Genomic DNA, 18207 nt, shown 5'->3' with positions numbered 1-18207 from the left:
ATTAACACCTTAATAGGGATAATATAGATATAAGTAAAGCGTTAAAGACATAAGCTGTACATTTAGCTGACTTTTATTAACGTGAATCTGCGTTAGCCTAGCTTTTATAATAATGTTAAAGACATCATGAATTATTATCTTATTTATGACTTATTGCTTAATCGCAATAAGGACAGCATTATAAAGACAAATATGGAAAGCAGTAATTTGAGTTCGTATATTATGGATAACTGTTTAATCTTACAATAAAAAGCTTTGAATCACAGAAGCTATAGAGAATTTTATGCCACCTAATTTTCATGCTGATACACCCCTCGCCCAGCGTATGCGCCCGACCACGCTTGATGCCATTATTGGTCAAGAGCACTTGTTAGCAGTAGGTGCTCCTTTACGGCGCTTGGTAGAGCAAGGACATCTGCCGTCTGTTATTTTGCATGGAGAAGCAGGCATTGGCAAAACAACCATCGCTATGCTTTTGGCGGATGCCGTTGAACGAACCTTCCACGCACTATCTGCTTTAAATACTGGGGTTAAGCAGTTACGCGAGGTATTAGATACTAAGGATTCGCTCAGCTTTGAGTCGCCTGTTGTATTCATTGACGAGATTCATCGCTTTAATAAAGCTCAGCAAGATGCATTACTGGGCGCTGTAGAGTCTGGTGATATTACCTTGATTGGCGCGACCACTGAAAATCCTTCCTTTAGTGTCAATAATGCGCTGTTATCACGTTGCCAAGTGTATCGCCTAGAGCCATTGACGCCTGAGCAAATCAGTGCGGTATTACAGCGGGCGCTTTTAGAAGATAATATATTGAAAAACCTATCGGTCGATTTGCAGGCGCAAGATACGATTAGCCAGTTGGCACATGGTGATGCACGAAAAGCCCTTAATTTATTAGAGCTTGCCATTCAGACGGCTGATACCAATCAATCACCGCTCATAATCGATGATGCACTGGTCGCCCGTGTCGCCCAGACCGCACTCGTACGCTATGATAAAGATGGTGAGCAGCATTATGATATGGTCTCAGCCATGATAAAGTCAGTGCGCGGCTCAGATCCTGACGCGGCACTATATTGGATGGCGCGCATGCTAGTGGGCGGTGAGCCGGCTGACTTCATCGCGCGGCGTTTGGTGATTTTAGCCAGTGAAGATATCGGTAATGCCAACCCTAATGCCCTACTCCTTGCTGATGCGGCATTGCGCAGTGTCCAATCCATCGGCATGCCAGAATCACGTATTATCTTGGGGCAAGTGGTGGTCTATCTGGCAACTAGTGCCAAGAGTAATAGTACTTACAACGCTATCAATGCTGCGATGAGCTTGGCAGAAAAAGACGCCTCACCTGTGCCGCTACACCTACGTAATGGCGTGACCAAATTAATGCGCAATCAGGGATATGGACAAGATTATATTTATCCGCACGATTATCCCAATCATTATTATGCGCAAAGCTACTTACCAGACAATTTAATCGGTACGCGCTTTTATGAATTTGCGGACAATCAGCGTGAGCAGCATAGCAAGCAGTTTATCGATTGGCTGAAAGACCAAGCGGCCAGTAATGACTAATCACTCAAAATACGACTGATTATATGCGCTGATTTATCAATTGTCGTTACCATTAGTGATACTAATCACGATTTTAGACAGACTGGCCTATATAGTTTCAAGATGAGGCAGCACAGTGGGATGAAAAGCGTTAAAATGTCCTCATAATGATGTATAAGCAATGATTAGATAACGTCTACAGTTGATCTATTTGATCCAGCGCGTTTTGCTTAGCCGCAACAGCGCTTTGTCGCATCTACTGCTACAATAGGCAGATAACGCTTTATATCCCATATTGACACCTATTTATACAATAAAATATTGAGATCTACTATGAGTTTAAATACGATTCCTGAGATTATCGAAGACATTCGTGCAGGTAAAATGGTCATCTTGATGGATGATGAAGACCGCGAAAACGAAGGCGATATTATCATGGCAGCGACCCACGTGCGCCCTGAAGATATCAACTTCATGATTACTCATGCACGTGGCTTAGTTTGTTTGACCTTGTCACAAGCACGTTGCCAGCAGTTGGCACTGCCACTCATGTCTGACCGTAATGAAGCAAAATTTAGTACCAATTTTACCGTTTCTATTGAAGCGGCTGAAGGCGTGACTACGGGTATTTCAGCCGCTGACCGCGCGCGTACCATTCAAGCAGCTGTCTCCTCTTCTGCAAAACCAGAAGACATCGTTCAGCCTGGGCATATTTTTCCAATCATGGCACAGAATGGTGGTGTCTTGCACCGCGCCGGACATACCGAAGCAGGTTGTGATTTGGCACGTCTTGCCGGACTTGAGCCAGCAGCGGTGATTGTAGAGATTATCAATGCCGATGGCACCATGGCACGCCGTGATGATCTTGAAGTATTTGCAAAGGAACATGATTTAAAAATTGGTACGATTGCTGATTTGATTAACTACCGTATTGCTAATGAGCAAACCGTCGAAGAGATTGCATCGCATCCGTTTGAGACCGAGTATGGCACTTTTACCTTACATCGTTTCCGTGAGTTCGGTGCGACTGAAACCCATTTAGCTTTGGTTAAAGGCGATGTGAGCCAAGGTGTTAGCACTGTTCGCGTCCATGGTTTCCATCCTCTACGCGACTTGTTTGCTGCCAAAAATGATACCACTGGTCGTAGCGGCTGGAGTGTACGCTCAGCATTAGAAGAGATCAGTGCATCAGAGCGTGGTGTCTTGGTTTGGATTGGCAATCATGAGCCGACTGACTTGGGCGATGCCTTGGACAAGGCGGCATTGAATGAAGCTCTGTCTACCATCACACAGCAACCATATCGCAGTATTGGTGTTGGCGCACAGATTTTGCGTCATTTAGGGGTACGTGATATGCACCTCTTGTCCTCACCGATGAAGTTTTATGCCTTATCAGGTTTTGATTTGAACGTGGTTGATTTTGTCCATGCACCAAAGCAAGATTAATAGGCTTAATTAATAGAAACTTATGATCAATAAAAAAGGCGCATCAACTGAGGTTGGTGCGCCTTTTTTCTTATTTGCTCAAAGCTTAATCACAAAGCATCATACTTAGAGTTGTGGGATATGACCGAATGTTGCTTCTAGAGCTAGTAGTCGTTCACGCTCCTCATTCGTCCATGGCTTTTTGTCTTGACCATTGCTCTCTAAGCGCACTATCACTGCCTCAGCGGTCGCAACGATGGCAGCTTGTGCCGTACTATAATAGCTGTACTCGATTACTATGCTGGTGGTACCCAAACGCTGGCAACGAACGCCTAATAACAAGGTATCAGGAAAAATCACTGGGCGCAAATACTGGCAGCTTGATTGTGCCAATACCGTGACCATATTGCCATCAAACATGCCCAGCGCCTGCAAATAGCCAATACGGGCTGACTCAGCGTAGCGATAGTACACCACATTATTTAGATGATTAAAGGCATCCATTTCACCCCAATGAATCGGCTGCTGATGGATAATAGGATAATGCGCTAGCTCTTCAGGACGATGATGGTCCAAATTATCAATGATAGATGTTTGATTGAAAAGTTCCATAACTGCCTGTCTCTTATTTTTATAATACTTTAAAACAATAACACTTTAAAACAATCGTATAAATCCGTAGTGCATTAACGTTGCGGCTTATTTAAAATCTGTGAGGTTAATAATGGCGATGTTTTTGGTGCATTCGCAATCAGTCTATCCAAACCTTCGATCACTTCTGGCATATTTCTAGGAGAGGATTTGGTCTGCAAGTCATTTTTGTCTGACTGTTGCTTGTTATCGATAGAAGCCTGTGATTCTGCTTGTTTAGGCATCAGCGTTTGCAGCCGCTTACGTGCTTGATTTAAATACATGACTAACTGATCACGATCATGCATGTTGCTGGCTTGACTGGCTAGATTTAAGGTCATGATGGCTTCATGAATCGTCAGCTGCCGACGCGTTAAAAGGCTATTGTCAATAAATTGGCTCGTCGCTGTGTTTTTCTGTGGTGCACTGTTGAGCTCAGTATTAGCAGCACGCTCATGGCGATATAAAAAATCTTGGATATTTTGAATCGCAAGGTTTTGCAGCTGCCAAGAGCTTGGTTGAGCACTTCTCGCCTGCAAGCGCTCAATATCTTTAACCAAGCTTTGTTTAATAACAACCGTTAGTGCAGGCGCAATCTCATTACTTTTCTGTGAAAGCTGCCAATGTAGACCTTGCAATAAATCAATCGCCGCACTGCCATTACTGTCTGCCAGCAACCTATCAGCAGCTTGTATCTGGATACGTAATAAATCCAGCTGGTTTTGAGCTTGGCTATTGACCGCTGCACTAGTCGCTGGCAGCGTTTGTTGACTCATGGCAAATAAGCGGTCGTCCATCTCATTTAAACGGCTGACAACTTGCTCATTACTTTGCAAGCGCTCATTGACCGTATGCTGAAAACGCTGCTGACTGATATATAGCCACAGTAAGACGCCTATCAACAATAAAATAACCACCCATTGCAAGCGCAACAAGAACATATTTGCTTGCCGGCGCTGCTGAAGAGCAGAAGGATCTTTCGATAACGATTCAGAATTCATTGGCATAAGGCCACACCGTTCATGATTGATAAGGTTAAGCGTAAACAGTTGAGCAAGTAGTTTAAGTAATTTTAGAGTAAGTAGCACGTTACGCTGAACGTCTCTTTTTTATCTCAAATTTACTATATGTTAAATATTATAAGCTGGTTGTCTTAATAGCAGTGAGAATGGTTTCTGGCGCCAAACCCTCTACGCGCCAATAACTTAAATTTTGCTCAGCAACCATATTGGCTAAGCGCTCACCCAATACCACATAAGCAAAGTCTGATAGTTTAAGTGGCGCATTGACTGACATTACTTGGTGTTCTGCTGCTACATCGAATGTTTTGGCAGCCTGAACGATACTTTCCCAATGCTCAAATGCGGTACCACTACTTACAATGACAATGGGTTTTGCTTGCTGCGACGCGGTTACGCCAACGGTCGCATTTCGATTATTGAAATCTTGTAGCCATTGCTGATACTGCATCATGGCATCAACAGGCATTTTGCGCTCGTACCAAGCAATGCTATCGATATGCACACCGCGCGCTTGCAAAGTATCGACCAATAATCGTCGTCCACCAAGACCTCGCCACACGAGTAGCTTATCCCCCGCCTGCAGGTTATCAATCTCAGGCATCGCCAGCATACCTTCGTTATTAGCAATAACAGGCTGCAGTACTTGATAACTGGCGTTTGATAACTTTGCCTCATTTAACACAGCAGCAGTCGCTTCACCAACCGCAATCAGATGGCTTGGCGCTACTAAAATATTAGAGCTACCTTCTATAGCCTCTACTTCTTTATCAGTCGCGCCATTATCTTGGTGCTCACGCTCAAGCAACTGCCAAATAGCCAAACCTGAGGCTGCCGCTGTCGGGCTCACGATGACCAGTGCTTGATACTCGCCTGCTAGCCATTGGCGCATCAGCATCATATCGTTATCAGTGACTAAACGCGGTTGTAGTGTCAACATCGGCATATCAACAACCGACATACCTGCCGCTTGTAAATGTCGCGTCAGCGGTGCGGCACGCTCGACTGGGCGTGTATTGATGACAAGTTGCGGCAGCAGTGATGGCCTATTAATTGGTTGATTTGAATCCGTGGACTTAGATGATGACCAAGACATAAATATACCGTGAAAAAAGCAAATAGAGTTAGCACCATCATAGAGTCATCTAAACCATGATAACTCTATGACTGAGTTGATAATGGTGATCCAGTGTTATACAGACTAGCTATTACTCAGGATGATAGATCGCTGATAGAATCTCACCAGCACCTGCTTGTAATAACATCTCAGCAACTTCGATACCCAACTGGTTTGCTTGGGCTTCTTGCTCAGCTTGACTGCCCATCAACGTCTGGCGCTTGTCCACCTTAAGCAGCTCGCTACCATCTTCTTGACCAACGCGACCGCGCAGCCATAAGGTATCGCCATCATCGTTGTTACCATTGTCATTATCATTGCTATCATTATCAGCAGCCAATGCATCTGCCTTTTGTAATACAGCATAAGCGGCGATAGGTACTTGGCAACCGCCCTGCAGATGACGATTTAATGCGCGCTCAGCGATTAAGCGGATACGGGCTTTGTCGTCATTGAGTGGTGCCAATAATTTTAATACGTCAGCATCATCTTCACGACATTCAATTGCTAACGCGCCTTGCCCAACCGCTGGCAAGCAAATATTGATATCCAACTCACTACGAATACGTGCATCAAGCTCAATGCGCTGTAGACCACTAGTCGCCAAAATAATCGCATCATACTCGCCCGCATCTAACTTGCTTAGTCGCGTGCCGACATTGCCGCGGAGGGTTTTAATTTGCAAATCGGGACGATAAGCTTTGATTTGACACTGACGACGCAAACTTGCAGTACCGACTACCGCCCCTTGTGGCAACTCATCGATACTATGATAAGTATTCGATACAAAAGCGTCGGTTGGTGAAGCACGTTTGCAATAAACGCCTAGCGTCAACCCTTCTGGTAAATCCATGGGCACGTCTTTGAGTGAGTGCACTGCAATATCTGCTTGCTTGTCATACAGTGCTTGCTCAAGCTCTTTAACAAATAAACCTTTGCCGCCAATTTTAGCCAGTGGCGTATCCAAAATTTTGTCACCTTTAGTGACAATTTTTAGCAGATTAATTGTCATCTCAGGATACAAAGCTAGTAATCGATCACGAATATGCTCAGCTTGCCATAATGCCAGTGGGCTCTGGCGCGTAGCGATATTTAAGGTAGTCAAAGCAGGTTGCTGCATGGTGCTCATAAAAGGCCTCAATAATTTTAATACTAAACGGTCATTGCTCGACGATAATGTGAGTTTTTCGCCCAAGATGGGCGTAAAAATGGTTTATAACGATAATAATGCAAAAAAAATACCCCTATTTAAGCATAAATAAGGGTTTGATGATATGGCGTGATTATTTTAGGAGACAAAGTGAGGCATGCTTAGATGTTTTGAATCTTTTCGCGCAGCCCTGGTAAATGGCGGCGGCTCACTGCCAAAGTCTCATCAATTCCTTTAAAATGTAACTGATATTGGCCGGCATCTAAAGTCTCTAAAAAATCTAAATATTTGATATTGATGATAGCGTTACGATGTACCCGGAACAGCTTGTCTTCAAACTCTTGCTCAAGCTCTTTTAAGGTGTCATCAATGAGCACGATGCCATCCTTGTGCCGTACTTTGACGTACTTCTGATCTGCCGTAAAATAGTAGATATCTTTGAGTTTTATCAGCTCAACACCGCGATGGGTACGCGCTGCAATATGTTCGCGCACTGGACGAGACGTTGGACTTTCAAGTTTACGAATCTCATTGAGCTGCGCAGCATTGAGATTGGTGGCTTTTTCTAGGGCTTCGAGCAACTCATCTTTATTGGCAGGCTTTAGCAAGTAACCAATAGCATTGGCTTTTAGAGCGGCAATGGCATAATGATCATAGGCCGTCACAAAGATGATTGCGGGCGGATGTTGCAGCTTAGCAAGCTCTTGCGCACACTGTACGCCATCCATCTCAGGCATACGAATATCTAGCAATATGATGTCTGGCTGCTGAGATTTTACGGCACTAATGGCTTCGATACCCGTCTTTGCTTGGGCAACCACCTCATGACCTGACTCTTTAACAATCCTAACCAAACGTTCACGAGCTAATGGTTCATCATCACAAACTACGATCCGCATGCAAGCTCCTTTCAAGGGCATACTTTGAACATATATTTAAAAATATCAATAATATATTAGCACTTATAACCTATCATCTAGTATAGGGAAATAATGGTTTTTGATAATAGATTTACCTTAATCAGACTTATTATCCGTCCATACTATTCGTGCCATATTATAAATGCTGCAATAAATATGCCACGGTTAAAAAAGCTATAAACTAACGTCCTGTAGCGGATAATCGATAGTCGTCATAATCTGTTTGCTTGTCACCCTACTTTGGATATCTGCACTCTGACCAAAATACGCTTGTAAGCGCTGCGCTTGAATATGAAAATCCATATGCTGGCGCAAATCATGATGGATCATTAAACTATTTTTAGGTAATTGCACGTTAATGGTGATTGCCACACGGTGCTGTAGCCACGTGACATGAATATCGATATATACAGTTTCAGTGCTCCTCTCAACCACATTCAGCAGCATTTTTTCAATCACGCTCTGTAAACTCAAAGCGGTAATGACCATGTCATACATGATATTTTCATCAGGCAGCTGCCAACTTACTACCAACTTGTCTGCCAATCGAATCGCCTCAATGGCCAAATAATGCTCACAAAGTGCCACCTCTTCTGCAAAACTGATCTCGCGCGCGCCATTAAAGCTGGCACGAAATAATACTGAAACGTGTTGTAATAAATCAGCAGCGCGAGAAGGATTGGTCTCAATCAGTGACATCAAGGTATTAATGGTATTAAAAAAGAAATGCGGTGCCAGACGCGCTTTTAATACATCATTTTGTGCGGCAAGCTTTTTTTCAAACGATTGCTTCAACGCCGTCATCTCACGATAACGACGTAAAAAGATCAGCAATCCTGTAATGGTAAATCCTGCAATAATTAAAGTGTTAAAGATAACGGTTGAAATAAAAGCAGTGAGAGTAAAGGTAAAGGCGCCTGTATTGATCATCAATAACAAAACCAGTATCAACGTGATAATGGCACTGATAGTAATGATGAACAGAACATATAAGCTCACCTTCAGTGTACGCATACGTTTAAAAACAGGACGTAGATAGTCAATAAGATAAAAGGAAGGCAGTAGTGTTAAGGTGGTTTGGATAAATCTTGCCGTCATTTTTATGGCAAATTGTGTTTCATTGACAACGCTATGACGATCGACAATCGCTAAAAAAAGCGACCAAAAAAAGATTACCAGCAGCCATTGCCAAGGTTTCATGATTTCCATGAGCTTGGGTATAAAAAACTCTAAGCGCTCCGCTAGTAAGGCAACCTCATCATTTGCTATACTTGAGTTCTTATTCTCTTGACTTGTCTTAGACTGATATGAACGCCAATTCTTCAAACCTTAGTAATCCCGATTCAAATAAAAATTCATCTGCTTCTGAGTTTAGCACAGATGCTTCTATAACAAACGCTGCCGCACAGAACAGCCCTACTACTAGTAGTCAGGGTCAGCAGATGTGGGGAGGACGCTTTAGTGAAGCGACTGACAGCTTTGTGGCAGCCTTTACCGCATCGGTTGGTTTTGACCAGCGCTTTGCCCGCCACGATATTCAAGGCTCAATTGCCCATGCGACCATGCTCAGAGAATGCGGTATCTTGGAAGCTGATGACGTTGCAACGATCATTGATGGTTTGCATCAAGTGCTACGCGAAATCGAAGCCGGTGAGTTTAATTGGTCGATTGCGTTAGAGGACGTGCATATGAACGTCGAATCGCGCCTGACCGATATCGTCGGCGCGGTAGGCAAAAAGCTGCATACCGGTCGCAGCCGTAATGACCAAGTGGCGACTGATATTCGTCTTTGGTTACGCGAAGAGACTGATAATATCATTGCGCTATTGGTGCGCTTGCAAAGTGGCTTGCTAGATTTGGCTGAGCAACATACTGATACCATCATGCCAGGCTTCACCCATTTGCAAACCGCGCAGCCGGTCAGCTTTGGTCATCATGTCATGGCATGGTTTGAGATGCTATACCGTGATACCGAGCGCCTAGTCGATGCCCGTCGCCGCATTAACCAAATGCCGCTTGGTAGCGCGGCACTTGCTGGTACGACTTTTCCAATTGACCGTACCATTACCGCTGAGCTATTAGGTTTCGAAGGTATTTGCCAAAACTCGCTTGATGCGGTATCAGATCGTGATTTTGCCATCGAATTTACTTCGGCAGCATCTATTTTAATGATGCATATGTCACGCATGAGCGAAGAGATCATTCTTTGGATGTCAGCACAATTTAACTTTGTGCAGATTCCTGACCGCTTTTGTACCGGCTCATCAATCATGCCGCAAAAGAAAAACCCTGATGTACCAGAGTTGGTTCGTGGTAAAGCCGCACGGGTATTTGGTCAATTGATGACGTTACTTAGCCTCATGAAAAGTCAGCCGCTTGCTTATAATAAAGACAATCAAGAAGACAAAGAACCGCTATTTGATTGTGTTGATACCTTGACCGGTTCATTACTAGCATTTGCTGATATGCTACCAAATATCACGCCGAATAAAGAAAATATGCGCGCCGCCACGATGAAAGGTTATGCAACTGCAACTGATTTAGCGGATTATCTGGTGCGCCGTGGCGTGGCATTCCGTGATGCTCATGAAGTGGTCGGTAATGCCGTCGCTTTGGGCATTGCTGAGGGCGTTGATTTAAGCGACTTATCTCTTGCGCAACTCCAGCAGTTTAGCGATGCGATTGGTGAAGACGTGTTTGAGTATTTAACCTTAGAAGGCTCACTTGCCGCGCGTGATCATTTGGGCGGTACTGCGCCGAATCAAGTCAAACAAGCCGTCAGCCGTGGTCGTACTCGATTGGAATTATTCGCTTAATATCTGTTTAATAGTATTAGCGCTTTATTATTAAAAATACCCGCCTTTGTTGCGGGTGTTTTTTTGAGCATAATCAGGTACAGTATTAGGTAATATCATTTGTTATTAACCTCATTAAAAAAACCATTATAAACAGGAGTCATTCATGACCGAAACCTTTAACCCACAAGCCAATACCGTTTTTTGCCGCAAATATCAGCAAGAGTTACCAAAAATGCCGCATCCGCCTTTTCCGAATAAAAAAGGTCAAGAACTGCAAGAAACCGTGTCTGAAAAGGCTTGGAAAGAGTGGCTTGAGCAGCAAACCATGCTGATTAACGAAAACCATCTTAGTATGCTGGATCCAAAAGCGAAGCAATTTTTAACTGAGCAGCGCGATAAATTTTTAGATAATGAAGATTATGAGCGTGCTCAGGGATGGACACCAGAAAGTTAATATTGAAACGGTACTAACAAATCGGTAAATGACTAGGACTTGTCGTCGAAGTTTGATAGTATTAAGAAGATTCACAACACTGACAGACTCGGGGTGCGATATATATTGACTGCTTGATATGCAGTTGACGTATGGTCGCTGAGAAACCACCCGCCGAACCTGATGCGGTTAGTACCGACGCAGGGAAGTCTTAAGCTTATGTTATATCTGTATAAAGGGCGCGCAGAAATGCCTTCTTATTATTGTTCATATCTAGCAGCGCTTTATATTGCTGTATGCCAATAAATAAAATGATGCCCACCAATCCTTTATAGATAAGCTATCAAAATAAATTTTGATAGCATTATTGTTTCGTGATTGAATTTATCGATATGGGATAGGCTTGCCCCGCAGATACTGGCGGTGTTGATTTTATTCAAAAACCAACACGCTAGGACAGCATATGACTATTTCAGATATTGGCTCGCAAGCCACCACACATACCCCTGTAAAAGCAAGCAAAGCAGACGCACTAAAAACTCCCGCCCATCGCAGCGAAACTGACGCCCGTTTTGAAGAAGACGCACGCGACCTACATCGCATTTTGCCTGCCTCTCGCAAAGTCTATATCGAAGGCTCACGCCCTGACATTCAAGTGCCGATGCGCGAGATTACCCTAGACCCTACTCCTATCCAAGGCGTGTCCGAGTCCGAGTGGGAGCAAAATCCACCGTTTTATGTGTATGACACCTCGGGCGTCTATACCGACCCCAATGCCACGATTGACTTGACCAAAGGTCTGCCAAAACTACGCGAAGGTTGGATAGATGAGCGCGGTGATACCGAACAGCTAGCTGGTTTATCAAGCTCATACGGTCTGGCGCGCGCACGTGATATCAGTACTGCAAACTTACGCTTTGCTCATATTGACAAGCCTCGCCGTGCTAAAGCTGTTGATGGGAAAGTAGGTAACGTTACTCAATTGCACTATGCTCGCCGTGGCATTATTACCCCAGAAATGGAATATATAGCTATCCGCGAAACCCAAAAACAGCATGAGCTGACTGATATGCGCCAGCACGAAGGCGAGACTTTTGGTGCGCACACGCCAGCGATTATCACCCCAGAATTTGTACGCAGTGAAGTGGCTGCTGGTCGCGCTATTATCCCTAACAATATCAACCATCCTGAATCTGAACCTATGATTATCGGGCGTAATTTTTTAGTAAAAATTAACGCCAATATCGGTAACTCAGCGCTGGGTTCTTCTATCGATGAAGAAGTCTCGAAAATGACATGGGCGACGCGTTGGGGTGCGGATAACATCATGGATCTGTCTACTGGTAACCATATTCATGAAACCCGTGAATGGCTGATTCGTAATTCACCTGTACCGATTGGTACGGTGCCGATTTATCAAGCGTTAGAAAAAGTCGATGGCGTAGCCGAAGATTTAACGTGGGAAATATTTCGCGACACTTTGATTGAGCAAGCCGAGCAAGGCGTTGATTACTTCACCATTCACGCTGGCGTATTGCTTGAATACGTTCCGCTAACTGCCGGACGCTTAACCGGTATCGTCTCGCGTGGTGGCTCTATCATGGCACAGTGGTGCATGTTTCATAATAAAGAAAGCTTTTTATATACCCATTTTGAAGACATCTGCGAGATTATGAAACAGTATGATGTGGCATTTAGTTTGGGCGATGGCTTACGTCCGGGCTGCTTGCAAGATGCCAATGATGAAGCGCAGTTTGGTGAGCTGCGTACCCTTGGCGAGCTGACGCAAGTGGCATGGAAGCATGACGTACAGGTCATGATTGAAGGTCCGGGACACGTGGCAATGAACCGTATTAAAGAAAATATGGATTTGCAGCTTGAAGTTTGTGCTGATGCGCCCTTTTATACACTAGGACCCTTAACCACCGATATCGCACCCGGTTACGACCATATTACCAGTGCCATTGGTGCGGCAATGATTGGCTGGTTTGGCACTGCGATGCTCTGCTATGTGACCCCAAAAGAGCATTTAGGTTTGCCGAATAAAAAGGACGTTAAAGATGGCATCATCACTTATAAAATTGCTGCTCATGCTGCTGACCTTGCCAAAGGACACCCCGGTGCGCAGGCACGTGACAACGCGTTATCCAAAGCGCGTTTTGAGTTTCGCTGGGATGATCAGTTTAATTTGGCACTTGATCCTGATACCGCGCGCGAATTTCATGATGAAACCTTACCCAAAGATGCACACAAGACGGCACACTTTTGCTCCATGTGTGGTCCAAAGTTTTGTTCAATGAAAATCACTCAGAATGTCCGTGAGTATGCCAAAGGACTAAAAAGCAAAGAAGCGTAGATTTTTATAGACAGCACTTAGATTAGTTAACACTACGTTATTTTCACATAAAGAAAACCCCTGCTATTTAAGTAAAAAATACTTATTTAACAGGGGTTTTTATGTTTTGAATTCAAAGTTAACACTATCTTTTCAAAACGAAAAACAATCTATTTTTTGCTGAACATAACATTCAACAAGTGTATATTTAATTAGTTATCCAAGCTTCTGATATAGCGGCTAAATCATATTTGTCAAAGGAAAATTTCGAAGGATAATGGCTCTCTTTGGAATATGAACAATTGTGTAAAGAAAGATAGACAGGAAAATATTTTAGGGTAAGATAATGCTAAATACGTAATAAAGTGTTACTTAACAAACAACTATTCTTAAGGTCTCTGTATGAATCATGTTTACCGTGTCGTTTTCAATCATTCTTTAGGTGTTTATCAGTGCGTGTCTGAGCTTGCTAAATCTCGCGGGAAATCCTCAGGAAAATCTCAAGTTGCTACTAAGCTTATACTTGCCCCGCTGGCTATATCTATGCTTGGATTATCAGGAACAGCAATGGCAGTTACCTATGATGATGGCAAGGTTCACGTAATTGATGATAATCCTTATGTTATTTCAGAGGATGTGATTGTTAGTGGTAAAGGTAGTGAAATAGAAGCCAAATTTCCAACGATTGTAGGTAAAGACGGCAACGGGAAATTAACCTTAGTTGATGATGGGGTTTTAGACACATTTACACTTACTATTGGCCAAAACGAAGGCGCGAATGGTGAGGTTTTAATTAAAGACAAATCTCGGCTTTATCTTGATAATACGTTGACCGTTGGCGATGCTGGTAAAGGTTTGTTCACATTAAAAAATGATGACCCGAATGCAGAACCAGGAGGTACTGGTACCCTTCTCATTTACAAAGACGCTTATATAGGGAATAAAAGTACGGGTGATGGTAAAGTAGTGATTGATGGTGACGGAGCTGATGTAATTTTTAGACAAAACGTATATGTTGGAAATGAAGGTACTGGAAATTTCACCGTCAAAAATATAGGCGTAGTGAATATCGAAGAAGCTCTTATCGTAGGTAGTAAATTAGGTAGCAAAAATAACCTAGTTGAAGTGTCAACACCAAGCAGGAGTGGACCTCATTCATTTATTAATGCTAGCAAAATTATAATAGGTGATGCAGGTGAAGGTGCTCTAAAAATCTCCACTTCTGGTAGTGTTAGGTCCAATAGTGATTTTATCGTCGCTAATCAAACGGGTAGCTCAGGGAGTCTTAACTTAGATAATGGCTCAGTATCTTCTAAAGATGATTTTATTCTCGCTAATGGCGATGGTACGGTCGCTAACGTTACTTTGAGCGCGGATTCACGTTTGCGGTCTGATAAGAATATCATTATCGCTAATGGTGTAGATAGCGTTGCGAATGTGAATTTAGAAGGAGATAGTTCAGTATCTACGTTTTCTAATGACATTGTGATCGGAAAAAACAAAGGCGCTGTAGGAAATGTTACGCTAAGCGCATCACGTTTGAACAGTGCAAACATGATTGTAGGACAGCAAGGTAATGGTACGCTGAATGTGAATAATGAGCCTGACAGTATTGGTAAAGTCAGTATCAGCGACACTACTTACGTTGGAGGTTTTGGTGAAAACACTCAAGAAGCTAAAGGGGCGTTAAATATTAATAACGCCTCATTTAGAACAGGTAATCTTGTAATTGGTAATACTGGTTCCGGTGTACTCAAGGCTAGCGGAATAGATAGCTATTTATCTGTCAAAGGTATAGAACGAAATATAGCATCAAAGCAGTCTGATATTTATCTAGATGGTACAACTGTTGAAATCAAAGCAGATCAACCAAACTTGTTTGCAAATTTCACTAAGGACAATATTATTCAGCTAGGTAATAAGGGCGTCGTTTTTGATACCGAAGCTTTTGTGTTTAGTGCTGATAAGCCTGATGAGTATATTGCAACTGATGTGGTCATCAATCCAAATGCAGTCATTACAGGAAACGTTGGCAAGATTTCTTTTAAGGACGGTGGCGGTTTTGTAAAGACAGGCTCAGGTAATCTCGAGTTTTCTATGAGCAGTAAGCAGTGGACTGGAGATTTAGGTGTGGCAGAAGGTACACTTAAGATTAACGGTGATTACTCAATGGCAAAAGATGAAACACTTACCATTGGCGTATATGATAATAATAGCAACGGCATCATTGATAACAATGAGTATGGCAAGCTTATTGTTAATGGTAATATTGATATTAGTGAAGGAGACCTATATGTTTATGCTGAAGATATCTCTAAAGTAAAGACAGATAATTTAATTAAAGATGTCATAAAGGCAAATACTCGCAAAGGTGAATTTAGAACTGTGAGCGATAATAGCCCACTGGTAAGCTTCTATGCAGATTATAGCAATCCAAATGCTGTAAATCTAAAAATGGGAATAACCCCAGTTGTTGTTCCGCCAGTTGTCACACCGCCAGTTGTCACACCGCCAGTTGTCACACCGCCAGTTGTCACACCGCCAGTTGTCACACCGCCAGTTGTCACACCGCCAGTTGTCACACCACCACCAGTTGTCACACCACCACCAGTTGTCACACCACCACCAGTTGTCACACCACCAGTTGTCACACCACCAGTTGTCACACCGCCAGTTGTTACACCGCCAGTTGTTACACCGCCAGTTGTTGATACCACCTTTGCTCAATCGGTACTGAGCCAATTTAACCGAAATGATCTAAGCCTTGCTTACGTCTTAGATAGAGCTATTCAAGATCGTGTAGCGAATGGCAACAATGATTTAGCTGATGACCTTATTAGCTCAACCATTAACTTTAACCAATCTAAACTGGCGGCAGCAGCGAACCAATTGCAGCCATTATTTATGGGTGCCACTAATCGCATCATTACTGATACCAACTATGCCGTTAGTGAGGCAGTGACTGAGCATCGTTCAACCACGCTTGAGCGCAATCTTTGGGTAAAAATAATCGGTAATAACGGCACTCATGAAGCGGAAAACGGTATTACTGGCTATGAGACTGAAGGCTATGGTGCTATCGTTGGATTAGATACACCGATTAATAGCGATCTTAACTTAGGAGTTGCAGTTTCTTATATCAATACTGATGCGAACACCGATGACAGTAATCTAGATCATGATTTGACCGCTAAAAACTGGCAAATTCTCGGTTACGGCAACTATGCTGCAAGTGAAGCGACGAATGTAAACTTCCATGCGGGTGCTGGTAGCAGTGATGTAAAAGGCGAACGCAATCTGTCTATCTTAACTAATGCTGTTGCTAGCTCTGATTACTCTGTTGATACCTTGCAAGCAGGAGTGGGTGTTGGTCATCGCGTCGGTACTGAGCAGCGTCATATAACACCATTTGCTCAATTTAACTACGCCCAAGCAAAAAGTGATAGTTACCAAGAAACGGGGGCTGGTGTTTATAACTTGAATGTCGATGAGAATAAATACGAGTCAATGCGCTGGACAGCAGGACTGCGTATGTCACAGCTTTTAACGCCAAAACTGGCTTTGACTGGTCAATTAGCGGCCGCCATTGAAAACGGCGATAAACATTCTGATATTACTGCCAGTTTCATTGGTATGCCGAATGACAAGTTCACAACCGTTGGTCAGGAAGTTGGTCGCGAGATTGGTATCGCTGGTATCGGTCTTAGCTATAGTCCGACTGCTAATATGAAGATCTCAGCGGGCTATCGCGGAGAATGGCGTGATAACTACGATGAGCAAGGCGCGAGCATCACCCTACAAACGACGTTTTAGTATTTAAATAGTTATGAAATAAAAAAGCTTGAATCTAATAAAATTAGGTTCAAGCTTTTTTTATGTTTCTAATTTAATGTTCACTTATCTTCGATATTAATTCTCGAACCTCAAATCTTCGACGCCTGATAAATCTCATCAATCGAAGTATTAATAGTATCAGCAAACTCTTGATCGCTTTGCTGCTTGCTCAAACCTTCAGTAAAGGCACGTGAGAAGCTGGCAATCATACCCGGATTTTGCTTCAATTTTGCGCAGGCATCCGTGCGACTATAACCACCCGATAATGCCACGACTTTCAATACTTTTGGATGATCAATCAGTTCTTGATAAAATCCAGCTTCTTCAGGTAAGGTCAGCTTGAGCATCACTTGTTGCTCATCATTTAAGCGCTCAAGATTATGCAAAATACTGGTTTTAAGAATCAGCTCACAATCATGCTTTTTCTCACTATTGATATCAATTTCTGGCTCAACGATCGGCATTAGACCCTTTGATAGGATTTGCTTTGCTACGTCAAACTGCTGTTGGACGACTAGCTCAATGCCATCAACACTTGGCTCATAAATCACGGAGCGCATTTTAGTACCAAATACTGGATAGTTTTTTGCTTTGTCCAATAATAGATCTAGATTTGGCATCGGGCGCATGACTTGCACGCCATTCATACGCTCTGCTAAGCCTTTATCCACCTTTAAAAACGGGACGATTTGCTTGTCTTCCCATAAATAGTTGGCAGTGGGCTTGCCATTGACCGCGCGCTCCATAGTATCTTCAAACAAAATTGCACCAAGTACCCGCTCATTATCAAAGCAGTCGCACGTCATGATACGTGCTCGCATCTCGTGCACTTGGTCAAACATGGCTTCGTCATTGTCATAGGCATCGCCCATAACTCCATAATTCTCTAGCGCTTTTGGCGTGCTGCCACCACTTTGGTCAAGGGCTGCGATAAATCCTGAACCATTTTTGATACGTTGTAATTGCTTTTGGTATTCCATGGAAAGAGCATCCT

Annotated in this window: 13 protein-coding genes and 1 riboswitch; of the genes, 6 read left to right on the top strand and 7 right to left on the bottom strand. The window is 43.2% G+C overall.

The features are described 5' to 3' along the window. Positions 1-283: 283 nt before the first annotated feature. Positions 284-1573: a replication-associated recombination protein A gene (locus tag FQ082_RS05650; protein WP_149492367.1), complete on the top strand. Its 1290-nt coding sequence runs from the start codon at positions 284-286 to the stop codon at positions 1571-1573. A gap of 312 nt (positions 1574-1885) precedes the next feature. After that, complete coding sequence (gene ribBA / locus FQ082_RS05645) at positions 1886-2998, top strand: bifunctional 3,4-dihydroxy-2-butanone-4-phosphate synthase/GTP cyclohydrolase II (RefSeq protein ID WP_149492366.1); 1113 nt, start codon at positions 1886-1888, stop codon at positions 2996-2998. A 105-nt stretch (positions 2999-3103) separates the two neighbouring features. Here ribBA and FQ082_RS05640 read toward each other — a convergent pair whose 3' ends face one another. From FQ082_RS05640 to FQ082_RS05615, 6 genes are all read right to left on the bottom strand, one after another. Then, positions 3104-3589 (bottom strand): acyl-CoA thioesterase, encoded by a 486-nt coding sequence (locus tag FQ082_RS05640; protein WP_149492365.1) that lies wholly within the window; start codon positions 3587-3589, stop codon positions 3104-3106. 74 nt (positions 3590-3663) lie between these two features. Continuing rightward, on the bottom strand, positions 3664-4614 hold the full coding sequence (locus tag FQ082_RS05635) for a hypothetical protein (protein ID WP_149492364.1): 951 nt from the start codon (positions 4612-4614) through the stop codon (positions 3664-3666). A gap of 130 nt (positions 4615-4744) precedes the next feature. After that, a complete protein-coding gene (locus tag FQ082_RS05630; protein ID WP_149492363.1) occupies positions 4745-5722 on the bottom strand; it encodes a uroporphyrinogen-III synthase in 978 nt (325 codons plus the stop codon). 112 nt (positions 5723-5834) lie between these two features. Continuing rightward, complete coding sequence (hemC, locus tag FQ082_RS05625; RefSeq protein WP_149492362.1) at positions 5835-6872, bottom strand: hydroxymethylbilane synthase; 1038 nt, start codon at positions 6870-6872, stop codon at positions 5835-5837. A gap of 182 nt (positions 6873-7054) precedes the next feature. Further along, the gene (locus FQ082_RS05620) at positions 7055-7792 is read right to left on the bottom strand and encodes a LytR/AlgR family response regulator transcription factor (RefSeq protein WP_011512472.1); all 738 of its coding nucleotides are present in this window, start codon (positions 7790-7792) and stop codon (positions 7055-7057) included. Positions 7793-7987: 195 nt separating this feature from the next. After that, the gene (locus FQ082_RS05615; protein WP_149492361.1) at positions 7988-9139 is read right to left on the bottom strand and encodes a sensor histidine kinase; all 1152 of its coding nucleotides are present in this window, start codon (positions 9137-9139) and stop codon (positions 7988-7990) included. A 116-nt stretch (positions 9140-9255) separates the two neighbouring features. Here FQ082_RS05615 and argH point away from each other — a divergent pair, with 116 nt between their 5' ends. From argH to FQ082_RS05595, 4 genes are all read left to right on the top strand, one after another. Next, entirely contained in the window at positions 9256-10629 is a 1374-nt protein-coding gene (gene argH, locus FQ082_RS05610) for an argininosuccinate lyase (RefSeq protein WP_011512470.1), read from the top strand. Between the two features lie 145 nt (positions 10630-10774). After that, the gene (locus tag FQ082_RS05605) at positions 10775-11065 is read left to right on the top strand and encodes an oxidative damage protection protein (protein WP_011512469.1); all 291 of its coding nucleotides are present in this window, start codon (positions 10775-10777) and stop codon (positions 11063-11065) included. Between the two features lie 79 nt (positions 11066-11144). Next, positions 11145-11268, top strand: a riboswitch (TPP riboswitch). Between the two features lie 239 nt (positions 11269-11507). Next, positions 11508-13400 carry a phosphomethylpyrimidine synthase ThiC gene (gene thiC / locus FQ082_RS05600; protein ID WP_262498162.1) on the top strand — a complete coding sequence of 631 codons (1893 nt, stop codon included), beginning with the start codon at positions 11508-11510 and terminating at the stop codon, positions 13398-13400. A 381-nt stretch (positions 13401-13781) separates the two neighbouring features. After that, the gene (locus FQ082_RS05595; RefSeq protein ID WP_149492360.1) at positions 13782-17192 is read left to right on the top strand and encodes an autotransporter outer membrane beta-barrel domain-containing protein; all 3411 of its coding nucleotides are present in this window, start codon (positions 13782-13784) and stop codon (positions 17190-17192) included. Between the two features lie 110 nt (positions 17193-17302). Here the strand turns inward: FQ082_RS05595 and FQ082_RS05590 are convergent, their stop codons facing one another. After that, positions 17303-18193: a fructose bisphosphate aldolase gene (locus tag FQ082_RS05590; protein ID WP_149492359.1), complete on the bottom strand. Its 891-nt coding sequence runs from the start codon at positions 18191-18193 to the stop codon at positions 17303-17305. Positions 18194-18207: the final 14 nt, after the last annotated feature.

Source organism: Psychrobacter sp. ANT_H56B (assembly GCF_008369245.1).
GTDB lineage: Bacteria > Pseudomonadota > Gammaproteobacteria > Pseudomonadales > Moraxellaceae > Psychrobacter > Psychrobacter cryohalolentis.
This window is presented reverse-complemented; position numbering and strand designations above follow the sequence as displayed.